We start from the raw sequence: 18,636 nt of genomic DNA on the forward strand, positions 1-18,636 counted from the left end.
CCTCATTTTGCGAACAGGACCGGCACCGAGATGGTCTCGAGCAGCATCGAGGTGACCGCGCCGATCACGAAGTCGAAGAGCTTCGAATGGCCGAAGGCGCCGACCGCGACCAGATCGGCGCCCCGTTCGAGGGCCACCCGCATCAATTCCTTGCCGATCTCGCCGGTGGGCGCGCTCGCCTCGAGCACCGTGACGTTGTAACCCCGCCGATCGAGTGCGCTGGCGAGATCTTCGCGCAGGTCCCGCGACGCACGGCGTTCGAATTGCGACGAACTCACCGACAGAAGGTCGATCCGGGCCCCGCCCGCCGCGAGATAGAGCGCATCATGGGCCGCGCGCATCGACTCGCGGGTACAGGAGACGCCGATCAGCAGGTGCTGTGCCGGGCCGGGAAGCGGCAGGGCCTCGTCCATCACGACGACCGGCCGCCCCGCCTGACGGATCAGTTGCTCTTGCAGGCGGATGTCATTGGCCCGCCCGCCCTGGCGCGGGATATGGGCCGAGAGGATCACATCGGCGCTGCGGCATCCGTCGATCAGGAAGTCTTCGCGCGCATCGCCGTCATCAGCCGGGCTGCGAAACTCTCCCGCGATGTCTTCCGCCTTGAGGGCCGCTTCGAATGTCTCGCGGATCGCTTCGGCCTCCTGGCTCTGCCACTCGAGCATTTCCGGCAGGATGACCGGATCGGACACCAGATCGCCGCCCATCGGCAGGAGCGGGCCGAGCCCGTGCACCCCGACGAGATGCGCATCGAAATGGCGGCACAACCGCGCGGCCGCGGGCGCGAGCCACCGGGTTTCCGAAGAACTGAGAAATGCGGTCGATATGGTTTTCGGGATCATCCCACTGCCCTCCGTGTTGCCCGGTCCGAAAAAAGGGCCGAACTGCGAACAGTTAACTTGTTGGCCCGCGGCGCGAACTTGCGCATTGCGCACGGTCAATGAGGGCGGCGCGGGATCATGCGAGCTTTCCCGGCATGCCTCGGGCGGGGCTTTCAGTTCTGGAGATCGACCATGGCCAAGAATTCGAAAAAGGAAGTTAGCGTTAAGAAAGAAGGCGAAGCGGCCCCGCGGGGACGTGACATGTTCGATCTCTTGCGCAGCGAGATCGACCGGCTGTTCGACGATTTCAGCACGCCTGCGCTCAGCTGGCCGCGCGGTCTCGCGCGGCGCTCGGCGATGACGATGTCGGGCCTCGCGTCGCTGCCTCCGATGGATTTCGTCGAGCGCGACGGCCAGTTCGAACTGAGCGTCGAGATGCCCGGATTCGATGCGAGCGAGATCGACATTCGGCTCAGCGACGGGCGCCTTACCGTGAAGGGCGCGAAGGCCGAGGAGAGCGAGGAGAAGGAGGGCGACTATGTCGTCCACGAGCGCAGCTCGGGGTCGGTGGAGCGCTCCATCACCCTGCCGCGCAGCATCGATGCCGCCAAGGTCGAGGCCAGGCTGCAAAACGGGGTTCTCACGATCGTGCTGCCCAAGACCGAGGAAGCTCGGGAACAGGAGCGGCATGTCGAGGTGCGGGCGGCGTAAGGGGGCGTCAACCGCCGGGCGGGTGGACTGAGCGGAAGCTCGTGTGGGAGATCTGCAGTCCGCCCGCCCCATAATTTCGTCTGGCAGCGCCGGGGGGCGAGGCGGCCCGATGCCGCGGCGTGTCCGCCCGATATTGCCCTTCTCCAGCCGGATCTCGCGCCGGGCCAGCCGGTGGGCCGCTTCCGCTGGCGCAGCGCACCATGCCGCCGCTCCGGCGCATGTGCGCCCCGGCGGGATGACCGTCGACAATGCGGGGGCCAGAAGGGTTTGAAATTCTCGTCTTCGGTGGCCGGGACCCACCGACCCGGACGGCGGAAATGGCCGAGGCGGCTGCGGTTGAACCCGGATCAGAAAAGGGGACAGGATATGAACGGGATCTCATTTGCCAGGCGGAATTTCCTGCGTTTCGCGGCGATGGCAGGGCTCATGCCGACGGTTGCCCAGGCGCGCGCGGGGCGCGAGGCGAGCCTGACCGAGGCGTTGCAGGCGCGGCGTTCGACCCGTGCCTTTCGCCCCGCTCCGATTGCCGATGACGTGTTGCTTGCGCTGGCCTGGGCTGGCTGCGGGATCAACCGGCCGCAATCGGGATTGCGCACCGCGCCGTCGTGGCACGGCGCCACCGAGACCCAGCTCTATCTGGCCGATGCGCGCGGTATTCGCTTCTATGATCCGGCGCGCCACGCGTTCGCCCCGGTCGGGACGGGCGACGTCCGGGCGCGGCTGAGCCCGCAACGCTTCGTCGCCACCGCGCCGGTCGTTGCCCTCTATTCCGCGAACCTCGCCCAGATGCCGAAGGCCTCCGAGGCCGAGAGGCGCCATTTCGCGGCGGTCGATGCCGCGATCGTGGCCCAAAACGTCTATCTGTTCTGTGCATCCCAAGGGCTCGGGACCTGCCTCGTGGGCGGGATCGATACCCTGTCCTGCCACGATGCGCTCAAACTGACCGCCGACTCGCTCGTGACATTCATTCAGCCGATCGGACGGCCTGCACAAGGAGGAGGCTGACATGAAGACCACCGGAATCAGTTCGCTCGATCACGCGCCGCAAGTGGTCGCGGAGTGGCTTAACGATCTCGAGGGACGGCTGGGCGAGGAAAACCGCTCCCGGACCTATATGCTCCTCCGGGCGACCCTTCACGCCGTCCGCGATTTTCTCAGTACCGATGAATCCGCCGATCTCGCCGCCCAGCTTCCGGTGATGCTTCGCGGCATCTATTTCGAGGGGTTCGTCCCGTCCCGTCAGCCGGCCCATCCGCGCGGCAAGCAGGCATTTCTCGACCGCGTGAACAGCGTGTTCCACGACGATCCGCTCGACGATCCGGAAGCTGCGGTCTCGGCGGTGTTCGATCTCTTGCACGACAAGATTTCCGCCGGGGAATATGAGCAGGTCGCCAAGGCGATGCGCGGGTCCTTGCGGGCGCTCCTGGTGTGAGAGCAGGGGCGCGACCGGTTGGTGCGCCCACTCGTCCCGTCAGAGTTGGCTTGGAGGAGCAAGGCAGGCGCCTTGCCTCTTCAGGCGCGAGATGTTCGGATGCTGCCCCGCATTGGCGCAAACGCGCCCGAGGGTCATCCCAGGCGCGTCGGCGTGCGTCTTTCAGGCGTGATGCGCGGAGACGGCATGCAGCAATTCGCCCGACATCGAGCGCGGCACCGCATGCGAGATATCGCCGAGGCTCAGCATTCCCACCAGGCGCTTCTTGTCGTCGAGCACCGGAAGCCTGCGGATCTGCTTCTGATCCATCAGGTGGACTGCGTCTTCGATCGTCTCATGTGTCGAGCAATAGACGATCCCCTTCGTCATCGCCTGTTCGGCCGTCGTCTTCGCCGGGTCGAGCCCCTTCGCGATGACGCGGGAGACGATATCGCGATCGGTCACCATTCCGATCAGCCGGTCGTCGTGACCCACGGGGATCGCGCCGATATCCTCGAGCGCCATCATCTTCGCGACCTCTCCGACCGGCGTTTCGGCTTCGACCCAGCGGGCCGGTGAATGCATGGCTTTCGAGATTTCCATGGCGAGCCTCCTCCTTGGCGTTTCGCAACTCCTACCGCGCCCAAGCCTCCGCCGCATTGTCGGCCATCAAGGCGCGGTCTCGTCAGGCCAGCAAGCGGCGCGCGAAAGCGAAATATTCCTCGGCCTTCGGCGGCCAGTGCGCGGGCTTTCGCGGGACCGGATCGCGCAGATGATCGAGGCATAGCCGCGCCCGGGTCAGGCATCGGAACAGGCCATAGCAGCGCGTCAGGTCCGCCGGAGGCGGCGGGAAGCCCTCCGCCGCCATCAGCGTCTCCAGCTCGGGTCCGATACGGTCATCCCCGAGCAAGGCGCATTCGATCCCGAGAAAGCCCAATTCGTCGCCCACGTCGAGCCGGCGCTGCGCGGCAATGGTCTCGATACGGTCGAAGATGACGGGCGGATGGGTGAGACAGACATGCTCGGGCCTGAGATCGCCATGCCCCTCCAGCACTAGCCGTGCCGCCTCGCGTTCGGCGATGGCGGGGCCGGCCGCTTCGAGCAGGGCCAGCGATTTCCGGGTGAGCGCGTCGATATCCGGGGCAGTGACGTGATGCGCCATCTCGAGCAGGTGACGACGGTTCACCTCCGCCTCGACATGCAGGTGGCGAAGGTAGAGGCCGGGAAGGTTCGGCTCCTCGCGGCGCGCGCGGTAGAAACGCCCGAGCGTCCGGGCGATCGCATCGAGTTCGGCCGCCGCGACGGTCTCGCCCCGCGCCAGCGTCACATCGAGCATCCGCTCGGCCGGGAGGCGTCGCATCAGGACGATCCAGTCGACCACCGCCCCGCCGACCCCTTCGGTCGACAGATGGAGCCGGTCGTCGCAGCCGACCGTCAATCCCACCAGATCGAGATAGACCGACGGTCCGGCCAGTTGCCGGTTGAGCCGCAATTCCTCGCGGCAGGCGCGTTCGCGCGCCTCGAGCCCGGTGTGATCGAAGGACGTCAGGGCGATCGGTTTCTTGATCTTCCATGCCCGTTTCCGGGTGAGGAAGACATGGGCCGCATGGGTCTCGATCTCCGTTTCGGGCAGGAGGCGTGCGCGGAGAAAGGCGAGCTTCTCCGCGAAATCCGGCTCCGGATCGCGGCCGGGGGGAATTTTCTCAGTCCATCGGTGCGGCAGGGGCTGATCCTTCATGACGCGAACTCCCGCTATCGCCAGATGAACTCACCGAAATCGCCGCGCGGCATTGATCGCTGACAATGCCGCGCGCGGGGGTGGGCGCATCATCCAAGCCATGCGCTTCTTCGCCTTGAACAGTTCGCGCCCGCTTGGCGAGGCGATTGCAAGGGTCGGAGGCTTCCCCCTCGACCCGATCGAGGAACGCGATTTCACGGGCGGCGAGCACAAGACACGGCCTCTCGTCCCGGTGCGGGGGCACGACGTCTTCGTCCTCTCGGGGACGCATGCGGAGGGACCGCTTTCCGCCAATGACCGGCTGTTGCGCCTGATGTTCTTTCTCGCCACCTGCCGCGATCATGGCGCGGCGCGCATCACGGCGCTGGTGCCCTCTCTGGCCTATGCGCGCAAGGATCGGCGCACGCAGCCTCACGACCCGCTCGGCAGCCGCTATGTCGCGCAGGCGCTCGAGGCGATGGGACCGGATGCGGTGGTGACGATCGACAGTCACAATCTGCAGGCTTTCGAGAATGCCTTCCGGATCCCGGCGCTCAATCTTCATATCCGCGACCTCGTCGCCGCCGCGATCAGGAGCAGATGCGAAGCTCAGGATAGGCAGGATATCGTGATCGTCTCGCCCGATGCGGGCGGCATCAAGCGCGCGCAGCTTTTGCGCGAGGCCTGTGTCGAGGCGGGGCTGCCCGAAGCCGGGCTCGCCATCGTCGAGAAGCGGCGGGTGCAGGATGTGGTCTCGGGGACGCTCTTCGCGGGCGAGGTTCGCGACCGCGCGGTCTGGATCCTCGACGACATGATCGTCGGCGGCGGGACGATGTTGCGCGCGGCACATGCCTGTGCCGAGCGCGGGGCGGCCGAGATCAACCTCGTGGCGACGCATGCGATGATGGACAAGACCGCGATCCAGCGATTGGCGGATCCGTTGATCACGCGGGTCTATCTCTCCGATGCCTCAGGGATGCCGGGCGCGGCGGCAGCGCTGCTCGGCTCGCGATTCGAGCTGATTTCGGTCGCTGGGCTTCTGGCCGAAACGATCGAACGGTTCCACCGGGACCCGGAGGCTCCGCGTACACCTATCGGTTGATTTTCGGTGGCTCCGGACGCCCCTCGCGCAACAAATCTGCACAATTCCCGAACTGACAGCGCGCGCCGTGGCCGGGTAAGTTTTTCGAAGGTCGCAACAAACAGTTTCCACCTCGGCCGTGATCGCGTGCGGCCGCAGGTGTGAAGGGGGGGAACATGTTGAACCAGATTTCACCGCGCCCGGCGGCGGGGGATTTTTGCCGTGCCTGTAGTGCCAAGACGTGTGGGTTTTGCGGCGCATTCGACAGGGACACGCTCGCCGAGTTCTCGAGCCATGCGCATCGGGTCCATTTCAGACGGGATGCCGAAATCGCCGGCCAGGGTGAGGCGTCCGAGCAGATCGGCGTGATCGCCTCGGGACTGGTGCGGATCGTGAACGTCACCGAGAGCGGAGACGAATTCATCCTGCAGGTGCTGCATCGCGGGCAACTCGTCGGTGCACCCCTACAGGCGGTTTCCGAGTTCTCCTATGAGGCGGCGACCGATACGACGATCTGCTGGGTGCCGCGAGGGGCCTGGGAGGCGTTCCTCCAGGACCGTCCGCTGCATTTCCAGGCCTATGTCGCGACGATGGCGTCCCAGATGCAGGATCTTCAGCGCGGTGTTGTCCGCTTGCGCGGGCGCGACACGGCGCAGCGCGTCGCCTTCTGGCTGCTCGAGCAGGCGCCCAATGCCCATGGCGGCGACCGCGCCCGTATCCGGATCGCCCTGTCACGCCGCGATCTCGCGTCATTGCTCGACATGACGGCAGAAACGCTTTGCCGCGCCCTTCATCGGTTGCACAAGCGCCACGTCCTTCGCCTCGTCTCGCCGGATCTGGTGGAGATCGACGATCTCGCGAAACTGCGGCGCGCGGCGAAATGCCAGGAAGAGGCCGTGAGCGCGGCCCTGGCGCAGACCGACACCCCCACCCCGCGAACGCAATGGAACGCCACGGCGGCGGATCGTCTCAATGGAACGAAGCCGGTGGAGATGCCGAAAAGGCCTGCGGCCCGGCGTCCCGGCACAAAAGCGGCACCCGATCGGGCGGGGGTCCGAAGCGCGTAACCCACAGGCGTGACCGCCCCTCTAGCGGTCACGCATCGTTTGCGCGGCAACCCGAAGCTTCTGGGTCAGGCCAAGGTGACGGAGGCCGCGAAAGGCCCTTTTTCGCCCTCCATTTCCCGAAACCTCAGGCGCGATCCGGTCTCGAGCTCGTCCCAGAAATCGGCGGTGAGCCCGTCGCGCTGGAAATAGACCTCGCGCCCGTCATCGGCACGCAGATAGCCGTAACCCAGTTCCCGCTCCAGAAGCGTCACCTCGCCGTGCAGGACAGGGGGATGATGTTTCACCTCCACCTGTCCCATCTTCTTCTTCTGCCGCTTGAGATGCTTCTCCGCGGCCGAAAAGGTCCGGTTCACCGCCAGCAGCAGGTCGTCGCGGGCGCTGCCTTGCGCGACGGACCGCTCGGCGTGGAAATCCTCGCCCGGAATGTGCAAGGTCAGCCGCGCCTCGAAGACCCGCCCGCTCACCTTGCGTTTTTGCGGCGCGTCGAGGACGACCTCGCAGCCGGTGATCCGGTCATGAAGACGCTCGAGCACCGAGATGCGGCGCTTCACGAGCGTGGTGACCGCCTCCGAAGGCTCGATGTTGCGGTAGGAAATGATCGGTTCGATCTGCATCTCGACACCTCACTCAGCGAGGACAGGGCATGACGTAGTAGGTTCCGTCGCCGCGCGCATAGGCGCATTGCTGGGTCGCGCTGTTCTGGGCGACGATCGTTCCGGCCGCGGCTCCCGCGAGCGCCGCGATCAGCCGCCAGTGGCTGTCTGCCTCGAGCGCCTCGGCCGTGATGAGCCCGGCCGCGGCCCCTGCGGTCACCCCGACCACGGTGCGCTGTTGCGGGGTCAGGTTTTCGCAGGCCGGGAGCGCGGCGCAACTTGCGAGCAGGGCGACGCGGAACAGGTGGTTGAACATGGCAGGCTCCTCTTTCCTTGGATCAAAGCAAACGATATCCGCACTCGGCGACGCTCTCATTGCCAGCGGTCAACGCGCGACGACCACCGGGCAGGGCGCGTAATGCACGACCTTCTGCGACACGCTCCCCAGAAGCGCGCCGCGCACCCGGCCCAATCCCCGGCTCCCGATCACGATGAACTCGGGCAGTTCGGCCTCCGCGAGGTCGAGGATTTCATCGGCGTAATCGCCGGCGCAGAACCGGGTCGTGATATTGCGCGCACCGGCCTTCACGGCGCGTTCGCGCGCGTGTTCGAGGATTTCCTCGCCCAAAGCGTTCACCGCCTGAGCGGCGATCGCGTCCTTGCGCGCGCGGCCGAGAAAATCCGCGATCATGGTTCGCGACGCGCCGGGCGCGAGCCCAGCTTCCGGTCCGACGTTCTCCACCAGATGCTCGATTTCGGCCATGCGCATCCACTGCTCGCCGGAGGCATCATGCATCAGCACATGCATGATGCACAGATCGAGCTCGAGCGCGCGGGACAGCCGCGCCGCGATATCGACCGCCTTGGTCGCCATGTCCGAACCGTCGGTCGCCACCAGAATGAGCTTTTTCACGGCCATCCCCTTTCGCAGGTTTCGCCTCCGATGATGCGGCCTTGCGAGGGCTGCGCATTGCGCACCGACATTGCGGGCGAGCTTCGAGCGCCGGGAACGGTGGGCGTTGTTCACCGTCAATGCGGTCCCGGGGCGAGCACGCTTTTTCGCATCTGTTGAAGGTCATGCGCGCTGCACGATTGCCCGGAACAGTGTAGGATGAGGGTTATTCTGCGAACCGCGCGTGTGCCGTGCCAGTATCCAGACCCGAGGGGGTTCCATGGAAGACGCCACCGACCTTGAGCGACAGGAGCTCGATCCTCTGGACGTGCTGCGACGCTGCGCCGGGAATGTGATCGCCAGAATTCCCGCGCCGATCGCCTTGTGCGATCAACGCATGCGCCTTGTCGGGGTCTCGGATGCGTGGCTTTCGACGCTGGGTCTGGACGGAAAGAACCTGATCGGCACGAGCCTTTACGACGCCTGTCCCTGGCTGCCGCAAGCGCATCGCGAAGCGCATCGCAAGAGCCTCTCCGAGGGGATGGAAAGCTCGAAGGAGTATTGCGCGCCTTCGCCCGAGGGAGGCGTCACAAGGCAGCGATGGGTGATGAGCCCCTTCTTTTCCAATGAGGGCGTGGTCGGAGGGCTCGTGCTTCTGTGCGAGGACATCACCGAGCGCAAGGAAATCGAGCAGCGTCTGGAGGTCAGCGAGCTGCGCCTGCGGCACGGGATCGAGGCCGCCGGGATCGGGCTCTTCGAGAAGGACCATGTCACCGGTGAAACCTATTTCTCCCCGACGATCCTCGATTTTCTCAAGACGAACCCGCTTCCGCGCGAGTTCGAAGATTGGCTCGCCTTCGTCGACCCATCGGAGCGGGAGAAATTCATCGCCGCGCGGGCAAGTTCGCTTGACCCGAAGGGGGGCGGGATCTTCGCCGTCGATTTCCACCCGGTCGTGGAGGGCGAGCGCAAGACGTTCGAGCTTCAGGGCAAGGTGCTCTTCGAGGGAGAGGGCGAGGACAAGCGGGCCAAGCAGACGATCGGTGTCGTGTTCGACCGAACCGATCAGGCGCGGCTGACCGACGCGCTCGCGCATGCGCAGCGGCTCGAGACGGTCGGGCGGATGGCGGGGATGATCGCGCATGATTTCAACAATCTCCTCACCGTGATCCTGTCCAATCTCGAACTCGCCACGCGCACCAATCCCGACGACATCGCGCGCGACCATATCGAGCGTGCGATCGAGGCGACCAAGCTCGGCGCGAGTTTCGGACATCGCCTGCTCGCCCTCGCGGCCTCTCGCGAGAGGCGGCCCATGGCTTTCTCGCTCGACGAACATCTCGTCGAGACCTGGAGCGTGATCGAACGGGTGCTCGGGGAAAGCGTCCACACCCAGTTGATCCCCGGCGCCAGCGGAGGGATCGTGTTCATGGACCAGAGCGAACTGGACGGGGCGCTTCTGAACCTCGTCGTCAATTCGCGCGAGGCGATGGGACGGAGCGGCGAGATCTCCATCACCACGGGCATCACGCATCTCAAGCGAGAGGATGTCGCGGCCCAGGAGACCGTGCAGCCGGGCGAATTCGTCTGGATGACGGTTGCCGATACCGGGAAGGGCATGGCGCCGGAGGTGGTCGATCAGGCGATAGAGCCGTTCTTCACGACCAAGTCCTCCGATCACGGCACCGGACTGGGCTTGACGAGCGTGGCGGTGACGCTCGCGCGTTCGCAAGGGTTCATGAAAATCGACTCCGAGGCCGATCGCGGCACGAAGGTGACGCTTTTCCTGCCGCGTGTCGCGGCTGCCGCCCGCAGGCCGGGTTCGCCGTCGGCCGCATCCATGACGCTGGGGGATGGCGAGCTGATCCTCGTCGTCGAGGATGATCCGCTGGTGCGCGAGACGGTGCTCGACCGGCTCGAGGCGCTGGGCTACGCGGTGCTCGAGGCCGGAGACGTCACCCAGGCGCTCTCCATCATCGAGCAGGGCGAGCCGGTGGATATGGTGTTCTCCGACGTCGTGCTGCCGGGCGAGCGGTCGGGATACGACCTAGCCTGCCAACTGCATCTGTCCCATCCCGAAATTCCGGTTCTGCTCACCTCCGGCCATACCTCGCGCCATCTCGTGCGCAGATCCGATCAGGACCCCGAGATCGAGCTTCTCCAGAAGCCCTATTCGATCGCCGCGCTCGCCGCGTCGGTCGCGCGCGCGCTCAAAGCGGCTCGGTCACGGGCATGACGTCAGCGGTGAAGACATAGCCGACCCCGCGCACCGAGCGGATCATGGTCGGCGCTTCGATGTTCTCGGGCTCGATCTTACGGCGCAGGCGCGCGACGTGGCTGTCGATGGTGCGGTCATAGGGGGACCAGTCGCGGCCATACAGCGCCTGATTGATGTCGTTGCGGCTGAGGACCTGGGCGGGATGGTTCAGAAAGAGTTCGAGCAATCTCGTCTCGATCCCGGTCAGCTCCTCCTTGCGCCCGTCGCGATGGACGATGACCCGGCGGTTCAGGTCGACGCTGCTGTGATCGAAGCTCATTCGTTTCGAAAGGTTCGGCTGCGAGTGGGCATGCTCGAGGACCCGCCGGATCCGGATTGCGACCTCGCGATTGTCGAAAGGCTTCACGACGTAGTCATCGGCCCCCGCTTCGAGCCATTTCGCGCGCTCGAACGGCGCGGCGCGTCCCGAGATGACGACCACCGGAAGGTTCTCCCTCGTGCGCAGGTCGCGGGCGAGCCGGAGCGTATCGGTGCCACCGAGGCCGAGATCGAGCGTGACGAGATCGACATCTCCGAGTTCGATCTGCGAGGCCATCTCCCGGATGTCGGCGGCTTCGCGCACCCTCCAGCCTTCGGCTTCGAGCACGGCCCGCAGCGCATGGCGCACGGGAGCTTCGTCATCAACGACAAGAATGGTTTTCATTTCCAAGAACAACACCCTCAACAATCACCCAAAAAAGGAGACCGCCCCGGATCACGATAGCGCGAAACATGCGCGCGCGGTAAGAGGGCGTATCCCCACCCGGGCGGCAAACGGCCATCTTTCGCGCCCGGGCATTCTCGCCCCCAGAGTGCTCAGCCCGCCGCGGAAAGCGTGATCGGCTTGCCGTGCGGCGTGGCGCGCGCTGCGGCCTGCCAGCGTTCGGTGAGCGCCTGGACCTCGCCGGCCCCCGCAACGCCGGACCGCTCGAGCAAGGCAATCAGTGTCTCGGACCAGATCCGCCAATAGTCCTGCTCCTCGGCCTGCTGCACACGCGGGCCGAAGAGGGCCGTCCACTCGGACCAGGAAAAATGCCCCGCCTCGTTGAGCGCGACGGTCAGGGCGAAGACCTGGGCCTGCCAGGGTTCCTCGAAAGGGGCGTCAGGCGTGCTCAAGATAGGGCTCCCATGCGTCGATGCTGACCGAGAGGGTCGGGTCCGCACCCGCGCCGAACAGCTCCGCGGCGGTGAAGCGCACGGTGTAGAGCGGGCGGGGGTTTTCGCCTTCGAAATGCGCGTTGCTGTCGGGATAGACATGTGCGCCATGAATTGCGGTGACGGTGCCACATTGGCCGCGCGCATATCCGGGCAGCCGGGTATGGCCCGTGGGCTGATGATTGCGGGTCCGCACCCGGTCGCCGATGGCGAAAACGGGAGCGGGGCCCGGACGCTCGGTCGGTCCGCCTTTTGCGAGCACCTCTGGCACGGCGGCGGCACCGACCCGCCGCTCGGCACGAAGGCCGGGGCGCAGCGCATGGCCTTCGGCAAGCTCCTCTTGCGAGATCTCACCGGCGCGTTCGAGCAGCGTTTCGAGCCCGCGCAGCCAGATCTCGTAATAGCTGGCGTTGTAGTAGACAGCCGGGGCGAGGCTTTCGCGCGCATGACGCGACGCATCGAGATTCCAGTGGCCGAGCGCGCCCGAGGCAAGGGTGATCCCGAGCACGCGCTTTTCCCATTCCGCGTGAAAGCGCTCGGTCTCATCCTCCGGGTGCACCGCGCCGAAGCCGTGCCGCCCGCCGACATCCTGCGGCCCGTTCACGAGGCCTCCGGCCGGCGGGGCTGGCCACAACCGATCATGCTGTCGCGGGTCACCAGCGCCGCTAGCGCCCCTGCATCCAAGTCCTCCGTGCCCGCGGGGCGCTCGGGAATGACGAGATAGCGGATCTCGGCGGTCGAGTCCCAGACGTGGATCCTGGTGGTCTCGGGAAGGGACACGCCGAATTCCTTCAGCACCGCACGCGGCTCGCGAACGGCGCGCGCCCGGTAGGCCGGGGCCTTGTACCAGGTCGGCGGCAGGCCGAGCACCGGCCACGGATAACAGGAGCACAAGGTGCACACGACCATGTTGTGCTCGTCGGGCGTGTTGAAGACCGCAACCATATGTTCGCCCTGGCGCCCCATGAACCCCATCGAGGCGATGGCCGCGGTTGCATCCTCGCGCAGCCACCGGGCGAATTCGGGATCGCTCCAGGCGCGCGCCACGACCGCGGCGCCATTGCGCGGTCCGACCTTGTGTTCGTAGGTGTCGATGATCGCATCCACCGCGGCGGGATCGACGAGCCCCTTCTCGACGAGAATGGTCTCGAGCGCGCGCGCCCGTGCGGTCATCTCGTCGAGGGAATTGTCATGGTGGGGATCGTCATGCATCTGCGAACTCTCCTGAAAGAAGCGTCACTCCGGCCGGTTTCCTGGAGGCCGTCGGAGCCGTCTCCCTCACTATGGCAAGCGAACCCCCGCACGGCAACCAGACCGGCAAAAGCGGGCCGGTTGCAAAGCTGCGCCCCGTCGTCGATGATCCGCGCGGATTGGCGGGGCCCGAGCGTATCGGGAACTTCGGAAGGGCAGATGAGAACGACGAGGATGCGATGAAACTGAACGTGTATCTGGCGGGCGAGATTCACACCGATTGGCGCGAGACGGTCATCGCGGCCTGCGAGGGGCTCGATATCGAGTGGTCGGGGCCGGTGACCGACCACGGCGCGTCGGACGATTGCGGCGTCGAGATCTTCGGCGCCGAGCAGGACAAGTTCTGGCATGACCGCAAGGGCGCGTCTCTGAACGCGATCCGCATCCGCACCGGGATCGAGCGTTGCGACGTGCTCGTCGTGTGCTTCGGCGAGAAGTACAAGCAGTGGAATGCGGCTTTCGATGCGGGCTATGCGGCGGCTCTGGGCAAGCCGATCATCGTGCTTCAGCCGCCCGAGCATGACCACGCGCTCAAGGAAGTCGACGCGGCGGCGAATGCGGTGGCACGCACCCCCGAACAGGTGGCCCGCGCCCTGCGCTACGTCACCACAGCCAAGCTCTGATCGCAGGGCCGGGGCCGCGCTCGCGAGGCGGTGGCGGGGCTTGACCTGTGTCTTCCTGCATCACGAATTCGTGTGCGAATGGGGCGCCGTCCCGGTCCCGCCGAGCTCCGGCTTCAGCGTGCTGCAATTTGCCGAAAATCTCTCGTCGATCGGTGGAAGTTTGCCGGTTGACAGCAAGTTCTTGCCCATTTACTCGCCGCTCTCCTGTAGCGGGTGGCGTCCCGCGTCGAAGGCAATAAAAACGAGAGAAAAGAGGCGGGATTTCGTCGCCCGGACAATCCAGAGCAGGAGCAGAGTTTTCTCGTGCACGATCACGACACTCAAAGCCGGCGCGCGCGTGGCCCGGCGACGGTTCGGCCGTTCCATTTTCGCGGCCGTTTCCTGACCGCAGTTGCGCTCAGGATCGAGACATCTTTCCCCGATGAGACCTTTTACACCGCCCTCGACCGGCAGCTGAACGAGACGCCCCAGCTTCTCTACGATGCGCCCGTCGTCCTCGATTTCGGCCTCGTGCCGGAGTTCACCGATCGGGGCCGGATCGAAGATCTGATCCATAACCTGCGGCACAGAAACCTTCTGGTCTTCGGCGCACAGAGCGTCAATGACGCGCAGCTCGAGGCGGTGCAGGGCCAGGGGCTGATCCCGATCAAGGTCGGCCGGGACACCGCCATGCCGAAACCTCAGGCGGCATCGCGCAGCCGCGAGACGCGTGCCGCCGCGCCGGCCAACAAGATCATCACGAGCCCGGTGCGCTCGGGGCAGATGGTGGTGGCCGAGCATGGCGATCTCACCGTGGTCGGGTCGGTGGCCTCGGGGGCCGAACTGGTCGCCGCGGGCAGCATCCATGTCTACGGCACGCTGCGCGGACGCGCGATGGCCGGTGCGCATGGCGACGAGACCGCCCGCATCTTCTGCCAGAGCCTCGAAGCGGAATTGCTCGCCATCGCGGGCCTTTACAAGACGAGCGAGACCATCAGGGACGATTTGCGGCGCCGGAGCATTCAGGTCTTTCTCGATGACGAAACACTATGCGTGGAGGCGTTCGAATGACGCAACTCAAGGACAATACGCCACTCGGGAAGGTGATCGTGATCACTTCCGGCAAGGGCGGTGTGGGCAAGACCACCTCGGCGGCGGCGATCTCCGCCGGACTGGCGAAACGGGGCTACCGGACCGTCGTGATCGATTTCGACGTGGGCCTGCGCAACCTCGACATGATCATGGGCTGCGAACGCCGCGTGGTCTTCGACTTCATCAACGTCATCCAGGGTGACGCGCGGCTCAAGCAGGCGCTGATCAAGGACAAGCGGGTCGAGACGCTCTCGATCCTGCCGACCTCGCAGACCCGCGACAAGGACGCGCTTACCAAGGAAGGCGTCGAGGAGGTCCTCAAGGAACTCAAGAAGGATTACGACTACATCGTCTGCGACAGCCCCGCCGGGATCGAGCGTGGCGCCCAGCTGGCGATGTATTACGCCGACGAGGCCGTCGTGGTGACCAACCCCGAGGTCTCCTCGGTGCGCGACAGCGACCGGGTGCTCGGCCTTCTCGCCAGCAAGACCCAGCGGGCGGAGTCGGGCGAAGAGCCGGTCAAGGCGCAGGTCCTTCTCACGCGTCACGATCAGGCGCGCATCGATAAGGGCGAGATGATGACGGTCGAGGACGTGCTCGAGCTGCTCGCCGTCCCGCTTCTGGGGATCGTGCCCGAAAGCACGGCGGTTCTGCGCGCCTCGAACGTCGGGATGCCGGTGGTGCTCGACGCGCCCTCGAACGCGGCGGCCGCCTATGAAGACGCGGTGGCGCGCCTCGTGGGCGAGGACGTGCCCCTGAAGGTCGGGCAGGAAAAGCGTCCGGGTCTCATCAGCCGACTGTTCGGACGGTCGGCATGAGCCTTTTCGGTTTCGCTCTAAAGCCCCGCAGATCGAAATCGGCCCAGACGGCAAAGGACCGTCTGCAGATCCTGCTCGCGCATGAAAGCCGGAGCGGATCGAAGGAGCCCGATTACCTTCCCAAGTTGCAGCGCGACATCATCGAGGTGATCCGCAAATACATGAAGGTTCAGGACGACGACGTCATGATCCGCATGGAACGCGAGAACGGCCTTTCGAGCCTCGAGATCAACATCGAGATGTCGGCGGATGAAAAGAAGGGCGAGAGCGCGAAGAAGAAGGACTGAGCGCGTCCGAGGCCCTGGAACCCTGATCGAGCGCCGCCCCCCGGGGCGGCGCTTTTCGGTGTCGGGCGCAACCAGCTCAGCCCCGGGCGGCCGCCTCGATCCGCCGATACCCGGCGGCACCATGGAAGAAACCGTTGCTGAAGTCGCGTCCCTCGCAGATTTCCGCGAGCCGCGCCCGCGCTTCCGCCGCCTCGATCCGGGCCGCCAGCCGGTCTGCGAAAATCTCGGCGACCGCGACCATGTCCACATCCTGCGGCAACAGGCGGGCATGGGTGACGCCCATCTCCGCAAGCCCGGGCAGTTCGTCGAGCAGCTCGATATAGCTCTCCGACTGGGTCTGGATGCCGTTCACCCGCAAGATCGCCTGATCGTCGCGGGTCGAGAGCGGCATCCCGTCAGGATCTTCCTCGCAGATGAACTGGCAATTGTCCTTCGTCCGCGAATGCGCGCGGGCGTGATAGCAGCGGGCCGAGACGGCGAGCGGCGCGCGGCCGAAGACCTGGACCTCGATCCCGACGCCGAGCTCCGAGCCCGCTGCGGCGGCGACGGCGATCGCCTCGGCGGGCATCTCGGTGGGCAGGCAGACATGGGTCGCGCCCTGTTCGACCATCCAGGCAATCGTCGCCTCGCTATAGGCGTTGAGGAAGGGGCCGATCCGGTGCGGGCGGGTATTGCGCGCCAATAGCCCGGCGGCGTTGTTGATCTCGATCTCGGGATGCTCCATCTGCGCGAGGTCCGCGGTCGCCTTGCGCTCGCGCGGCAGCATCACTTCGGCGAGCGACGACAGGACGACGCGCTTGCCCGCGCGCTCGAGTCGCTCGATCGTTTCGGGAAGTTCCTTGTCGAAGAAGGGCGCGCGTTTCGAACAGATCACCTCGCCGAGATAGACCGTGCTCACCGGCGCCTCATCCGCGATCCGCGCGTAGAAGTCGCGCTTCTTCTCTGCCGACCAGTGATAGGCGATCGGCCCCAGGGTCAGTTCCATCGCCTTACCTCCATTTCTTGCTTCTGAACGCGCCCTGGGTTTCCTTCTGGCCTTCGGTCAGGGCGACGAGATTGGCGAGATCGGGCTCCGCGCCGGCGCGAATGGCGTCGACCGCCTGGCGGAAGGAGCGAACGACGCTGCGGACATAGGATTTCGAGCGCTGACGCCCCTCGATCTTGAAGGCGTGGACCCCGGCCTCCATCAGCTCGGGCAGCAAACGGCCGAGATTGAGGCTCACCGGCTCCTCGAAGGCGTAATACCCCTCGGGGCGGTGGGGGGCGACGTACCGGCCCTTGCAGATCGTCGGATAGCCCGCATTCTCGTCGGGGGCGAAATGGTCGATCGTGAAGCCGGACAGGCAGCTGCGCATCGACCCGTCGGCTTCGCGCTCATAGGTGACATCCGCGGCGGGCGAGCAGACGCCGTCCATGTTGGTCGACAATCCGCTCATCCAGTTGGTGAGGCTGCACCGGCCCTCCACCATCAGCCCGTGATTGCCGAAGATGAAGGTTTCGATCTCGCAGGGGATCTCCGACTTGATGGCACGGATCTCGGGGATGGTGAGGATGCGCGGCAGGACCACGCGCTTCACGCCGAAATTCTCGCAGTAATAGCGGATGGCCTCCGGGCTCGATGCGGCAGCCTGGACCGAGAGATGCAGGCGCGACCCGGGATGGGTCTGCGCGATATGGCGCGCCACCCCCATATCCGCGACGATGAAGGCATCGACCCCGACCCGGGCGCCGATCGCGGCGGCTTCGCGCCACAGATCGACCTTGCCCGCAGGCGGATAGGTGTTGAGCGCGAGCAGCACCCGCGCGCCGCGGGCATGGGCATAGGCGACCGAGGCCTCGAGCTCCTCGGGCGTGAAGTTCAGGCCCGGGAAGTTGCGCGCGTTGGTGGCGTTGCGAAACCCGCAATAGACGGAATCGGCCCCGGCATCGACAGCGGTGCGCAGCGCGGCGGGTGTCCCGGCGGGACAGACGAGTTCGCCGGCGGTGGAAAAATCGGTTGGGCTCATTGGCGGGCACTCCTGCGGCGCAGCATGGACAGGAACGCGCGGCCCGGCGGGCCGAAGGAATCCGCGGTTTCCTGAGCGACAGAGCCGTCGACATCGTCCAGCGCGTTGCGCAGGCTGACGACGGCTTCGGTATTGCCCGAGATCGTCAGGTCGCGCGAAAAGAAGGCCGCATCCCCGTCGCTCTCCCCGTCCACCAGTTCCAGAAGCGTGAAGAAGCGCCCCTCGATGCGCGCATCATGCTCGGGCAGCCTGTCTTGCGGCACGGCGCGCAGCATCGGGGCCTCCGGATCGGGGCGCAGATGCAGGGCGAAGGGCAGTTCGACCGGCACGATGACGAAATCCGATTTCTGGTAGGGGGCGATGCGTTCGAACATCTCTGGATGGTGCTGGGCAATGCGGCGCACGACCCGGCCGAGGACCGGACGCAGCGCCGCACAGAGCAGCCCCACCGGCACGAGCCGACGTTGCGATGGTGACGTCATCATCTGGGTTTCAGTCATTCTCCCCTCCGTTTTGACATGTCTCGGGTGATCGAAAAGGCGTCCTTCGGCGCGGCGCGCGGCCCCGAAAGAAAACACCCCGGCTCTTGCGGCGGGCGCCTGGAACCGGGGTGATTGCGGATGATCTGGAAGCTGAGGGAGAGGCCGAGCGGAAACCTCACATCTCCCGGGTGCACGGCCCTTGGAGCGGTCGTGATCACCGGTCGCGTGCGTGCGAACGGAACTGGGGAATGGGTCGCAGAGCGCATCTCCGCCTCCGTCATCTGGGACGTGCGATCGGCTCTAGGACTGGCTCTGAAGCTTGTAAATAGCGGGTCACTGCGACAACTCGTCCGCCGAAGGGCGCCCGCTTCGGACAAGCTTTTGATAACAAGG

The 18,636-nt window shown here is 65.8% G+C and carries 23 protein-coding genes; 10 read left to right on the forward strand and 13 right to left on the reverse strand.

Annotated features, from left to right (window positions below; genetic code table 11):
- Nucleotides 1–2: 2 nt before the first annotated feature.
- A complete protein-coding gene (locus tag DW2_RS15400) occupies nt 3–842 on the reverse strand; it encodes a universal stress protein (protein ID WP_038147972.1) in 840 nt (279 codons plus the stop codon).
- Nucleotides 843–1,082: 240 nt separating this feature from the next.
- Here DW2_RS15400 and DW2_RS15405 point away from each other — a divergent pair, with 240 nt between their 5' ends.
- From DW2_RS15405 to DW2_RS15415, 3 genes are all read left to right on the forward strand, one after another.
- The gene (locus tag DW2_RS15405; protein ID WP_051856204.1) at nt 1,083–1,532 is read left to right on the forward strand and encodes an Hsp20/alpha crystallin family protein; all 450 of its coding nucleotides are present in this window, start codon (nt 1,083–1,085) and stop codon (nt 1,530–1,532) included.
- Between the two features lie 366 nt (nt 1,533–1,898).
- Nucleotides 1,899–2,537, forward strand: a complete 639-nt coding sequence (locus DW2_RS15410) for a nitroreductase family protein (RefSeq protein WP_051856207.1) — start codon at nt 1,899–1,901, stop codon at nt 2,535–2,537.
- Between the two features lies 1 nt (nt 2,538).
- Complete coding sequence (locus tag DW2_RS15415; protein WP_038147974.1) at nt 2,539–2,964, forward strand: DUF2267 domain-containing protein; 426 nt, start codon at nt 2,539–2,541, stop codon at nt 2,962–2,964.
- Nucleotides 2,965–3,126: 162 nt separating this feature from the next.
- Here DW2_RS15415 and DW2_RS15420 read toward each other — a convergent pair whose 3' ends face one another.
- Both DW2_RS15420 and DW2_RS15425 read right to left on the reverse strand, forming a co-directional pair.
- On the reverse strand, nt 3,127–3,546 hold the full coding sequence (locus DW2_RS15420; RefSeq protein ID WP_038147975.1) for a CBS domain-containing protein: 420 nt from the start codon (nt 3,544–3,546) through the stop codon (nt 3,127–3,129).
- An 82-nt stretch (nt 3,547–3,628) separates the two neighbouring features.
- Entirely contained in the window at nt 3,629–4,681 is a 1,053-nt protein-coding gene (locus tag DW2_RS15425) for a hypothetical protein (RefSeq protein ID WP_051856211.1), read from the reverse strand.
- Between the two features lie 100 nt (nt 4,682–4,781).
- On the opposite strand from DW2_RS15425, the gene DW2_RS15430 reads away from it, so the two are divergent.
- Entirely contained in the window at nt 4,782–5,762 is a 981-nt protein-coding gene (locus tag DW2_RS15430; RefSeq protein WP_156102991.1) for a ribose-phosphate diphosphokinase, read from the forward strand.
- A 155-nt stretch (nt 5,763–5,917) separates the two neighbouring features.
- Nucleotides 5,918–6,808, forward strand: a complete 891-nt coding sequence (locus DW2_RS15435) for a Crp/Fnr family transcriptional regulator (RefSeq protein WP_038147976.1) — start codon at nt 5,918–5,920, stop codon at nt 6,806–6,808.
- Between the two features lie 65 nt (nt 6,809–6,873).
- Here the strand turns inward: DW2_RS15435 and DW2_RS15440 are convergent, their stop codons facing one another.
- The 3 genes from DW2_RS15440 to DW2_RS15450 form a co-directional block, all read right to left on the reverse strand.
- A complete protein-coding gene (locus tag DW2_RS15440) occupies nt 6,874–7,422 on the reverse strand; it encodes an HPF/RaiA family ribosome-associated protein (protein ID WP_038147977.1) in 549 nt (182 codons plus the stop codon).
- Between the two features lie 13 nt (nt 7,423–7,435).
- Nucleotides 7,436–7,717, reverse strand: coding sequence for a glycine zipper 2TM domain-containing protein (locus tag DW2_RS15445; protein WP_081875019.1), 282 nt, complete (start codon nt 7,715–7,717; stop codon nt 7,436–7,438).
- Nucleotides 7,718–7,786: 69 nt separating this feature from the next.
- The gene (locus DW2_RS15450; protein ID WP_038148054.1) at nt 7,787–8,314 is read right to left on the reverse strand and encodes a universal stress protein; all 528 of its coding nucleotides are present in this window, start codon (nt 8,312–8,314) and stop codon (nt 7,787–7,789) included.
- Between the two features lie 259 nt (nt 8,315–8,573).
- Between DW2_RS15450 and DW2_RS15455 the strand changes: the two genes are divergently transcribed.
- On the forward strand, nt 8,574–10,529 hold the full coding sequence (locus DW2_RS15455; protein ID WP_038147978.1) for an ATP-binding protein: 1,956 nt from the start codon (nt 8,574–8,576) through the stop codon (nt 10,527–10,529).
- Here the strand turns inward: DW2_RS15455 and DW2_RS15460 are convergent.
- The 4 genes from DW2_RS15460 to nthA form a co-directional block, all read right to left on the reverse strand.
- Nucleotides 10,504–11,214 (reverse strand): response regulator transcription factor, encoded by a 711-nt coding sequence (locus DW2_RS15460; RefSeq protein WP_038147979.1) that lies wholly within the window; start codon nt 11,212–11,214, stop codon nt 10,504–10,506. The genes DW2_RS15455 and DW2_RS15460 overlap by 26 nt on opposite strands.
- 152 nt (nt 11,215–11,366) lie before the next feature.
- Nucleotides 11,367–11,666, reverse strand: coding sequence for a nitrile hydratase accessory protein (locus DW2_RS15465; RefSeq protein WP_238321345.1), 300 nt, complete (start codon nt 11,664–11,666; stop codon nt 11,367–11,369).
- Nucleotides 11,653–12,309 (reverse strand): nitrile hydratase subunit beta, encoded by a 657-nt coding sequence (gene nthB, locus DW2_RS15470; protein ID WP_038147980.1) that lies wholly within the window; start codon nt 12,307–12,309, stop codon nt 11,653–11,655. Before nthB ends, DW2_RS15465 begins: the two co-directional genes overlap by 14 nt.
- Nucleotides 12,306–12,917, reverse strand: coding sequence for a nitrile hydratase subunit alpha (gene nthA / locus DW2_RS15475; RefSeq protein WP_038147981.1), 612 nt, complete (start codon nt 12,915–12,917; stop codon nt 12,306–12,308). The genes nthB and nthA overlap by 4 nt, the downstream gene beginning before the upstream one ends.
- 218 nt (nt 12,918–13,135) lie before the next feature.
- On the opposite strand from nthA, the gene DW2_RS15480 reads away from it, so the two are divergent.
- The 4 genes from DW2_RS15480 to minE all read left to right on the forward strand — a co-directional run bounded on the left by DW2_RS15480 (nt 13,136) and on the right by minE (nt 15,755).
- Nucleotides 13,136–13,579 carry a YtoQ family protein gene (locus tag DW2_RS15480; protein WP_038148057.1) on the forward strand — a complete coding sequence of 148 codons (444 nt, stop codon included), beginning with the start codon at nt 13,136–13,138 and terminating at the stop codon, nt 13,577–13,579.
- A 303-nt stretch (nt 13,580–13,882) separates the two neighbouring features.
- Nucleotides 13,883–14,629 (forward strand): septum site-determining protein MinC, encoded by a 747-nt coding sequence (minC, locus tag DW2_RS15485; RefSeq protein ID WP_038147982.1) that lies wholly within the window; start codon nt 13,883–13,885, stop codon nt 14,627–14,629.
- A complete protein-coding gene (gene minD / locus DW2_RS15490) occupies nt 14,626–15,468 on the forward strand; it encodes a septum site-determining protein MinD (RefSeq protein WP_038147983.1) in 843 nt (280 codons plus the stop codon). The genes minC and minD overlap by 4 nt, the downstream gene beginning before the upstream one ends.
- Nucleotides 15,465–15,755: a cell division topological specificity factor MinE gene (gene minE, locus DW2_RS15495; protein WP_038147984.1), complete on the forward strand. Its 291-nt coding sequence runs from the start codon at nt 15,465–15,467 to the stop codon at nt 15,753–15,755. Before minD ends, minE begins: the two co-directional genes overlap by 4 nt.
- Before the next feature lie 76 nt (nt 15,756–15,831).
- On the opposite strand, the gene ubiV is transcribed toward minE, so the two are convergent.
- From ubiV to ubiT, 3 genes are read right to left on the reverse strand one after another with little or no spacing between them, the layout of a single operon-like run.
- Nucleotides 15,832–16,740 carry a ubiquinone anaerobic biosynthesis protein UbiV gene (gene ubiV / locus DW2_RS15500; RefSeq protein ID WP_038147985.1) on the reverse strand — a complete coding sequence of 303 codons (909 nt, stop codon included), beginning with the start codon at nt 16,738–16,740 and terminating at the stop codon, nt 15,832–15,834.
- A 4-nt stretch (nt 16,741–16,744) separates the two neighbouring features.
- Entirely contained in the window at nt 16,745–17,761 is a 1,017-nt protein-coding gene (gene ubiU, locus DW2_RS15505) for a ubiquinone anaerobic biosynthesis protein UbiU (protein ID WP_038147986.1), read from the reverse strand.
- Nucleotides 17,758–18,261, reverse strand: a complete 504-nt coding sequence (gene ubiT, locus DW2_RS15510; RefSeq protein ID WP_081875020.1) for a ubiquinone anaerobic biosynthesis accessory factor UbiT — start codon at nt 18,259–18,261, stop codon at nt 17,758–17,760. Before ubiT ends, ubiU begins: the two co-directional genes overlap by 4 nt.
- Nucleotides 18,262–18,636: the final 375 nt, after the last annotated feature.

Origin of the sequence: Thioclava atlantica (assembly GCF_000737065.1) — a bacterium.
Classification (GTDB): domain Bacteria; phylum Pseudomonadota; class Alphaproteobacteria; order Rhodobacterales; family Rhodobacteraceae; genus Thioclava; species Thioclava atlantica.